This window comes from Microbacterium sp., from assembly GCF_047972865.1.
Lineage (GTDB): Bacteria > Actinomycetota > Actinomycetes > Actinomycetales > Microbacteriaceae > Microbacterium.
Genome location: NZ_JBKEAY010000038.1, coordinates 1 through 1,536, shown reverse-complemented (window position 1 = coordinate 1,536; position 1,536 = coordinate 1). Strand labels below are relative to the sequence as shown.

The 1,536-nt window shown below is 65.4% G+C and carries 1 protein-coding gene; it reads right to left on the bottom strand.

Annotation, left to right across the window (positions count from 1 at the left end; genetic code table 11):
• Positions 1-153 precede the first annotated feature (153 nt).
• Positions 154-1,346, bottom strand: a protein-coding gene (locus ACK5KK_RS02055) for an IS3 family transposase (protein WP_416888429.1) whose coding sequence is annotated in 2 segments (ribosomal slippage) — positions 154-1,059 and positions 1,062-1,346 — 1,191 coding nt in all. Because the reading frame shifts where the segments join, the coding sequence is not laid out codon by codon here.
• Positions 1,347-1,536: the final 190 nt, after the last annotated feature.

Genomic DNA, 1,536 nt, shown 5'->3' with positions numbered 1-1,536 from the left:
ACCTTCGCGCGCGACCGATGTTCCACCACGAGGCCGACTCGATCCACGCGCACCTCACGATCGTGTTCACCGCCCTCGCGATCTCACGCCACCTTCAAGACGCCACCGGGCTCAGCATCCGGGACTGCTGCACGGATAGGTGACAGGTTGTAGTCACGCCGCCAGTGCGGCGGTCGTGTTCATGATGGTCTCGAATTCGATGGGCGTCAAACGGCCCAGTCGGGCCTGACGGCGTCGGCGGTGGTAGGTCCGTTCGATCCAGGTGACAATCGCGATGCGCAGCTGCTCGCGGGTGGTCCAGGTGCGGCGGTCGAGGACGTTCTTTTGCAGTAGCGCGAAGAACGATTCCATGGCGGCGTTGTCTCCGCTGGACCCGACTCTTCCCATGCTCCCGACCATGCGGTGACGGGTGAGAGCACGACGGAACTTCCTGCTTCGAAATTGGGATCCTCTATCGCTGTGCACCACGCAGCCAGCGACGTCGCCGCGCATCGCGACGGCGTTCTCCAGCGCCTGAACAGCCAGACGCGACTTCATCCTCGAGTCGATCGAGTACCCCACGATCCGGCCGGAGAACACGTCCTTGATCGCGCAGAGGTAGAGCTTGCCCTCGGCGGTCTTGTGCTCCGTGATATCCGTCAGCCACAACTCATTCGGGGCGTCCGCGGCGAACACATGTCGGGTCCGGCCGTGCTCGTCGACGACGGCGCAGAGATCGTCATGGACGGGCGGACCGGGTTTCTTCGCGTTCTTGCCGCGTTTCTTCCCGAAAGCACTCCACCACCCGTTCGCAGACGTGATCCGCCACGCGGTCCGATCCGACATCGCTTCCCCGACATCGCGGGCCTCGTCGGCGAGGAGACGATGCCCGAACTCGGGGTCGTCCTGGTGGGCGTCGAACAGCGCGTTCGCGCGATACGCCTCGACCACCTCACTCGGGGTGATGGGGTCGGCCAGCCACCGGTAGTAGGGCTGGCGGGAGAGCTTGAGCACCCGGCACGTCACCGTCACAGGGATCCCTGCGGCGGCGAGCTCCGTCACGAGCGGGTACATCATTTTCCCGGCAGGTTCGCCTGCGACAGATACGCCGCCGCACGCCGCAACACCTCGTTCTCCTGCTCGAGCAGCCGGTTCCGCTTCTTCAACTCGCGGACCTCGGCCGCCTCAGAACGGGTTCGGCCGGGCTTGGCGCCGTCCTCGACCGCGGCACGGCTCAACCACTTCTGCAGGGTCATGGGGTGGACCCCGAAGTCTCTCGCGATCTGCTCGATCGTGACTCCGGGTTCGCGGTTCCGCGCGACGCGCACGACGTCGTCACGGAACTCGGTCGGGTAGGGCTTGGGCATTGTAACATCCTTCCAGGCCCGCCCCTCGGGCAAGCCAGATCAGATGTCACCTATCCGTGCAGCAGTCCCCTTGGCTGTCGGTGTCTGCTCACTCGCCGCGCAGCGATCGAGTGCTGCCTTCAGGTGGGTGTGAACGCCCGGCCAGTCTCCCAGATGGCCCGGGAGCTGGGGGTCAACTGGCACACGGTGA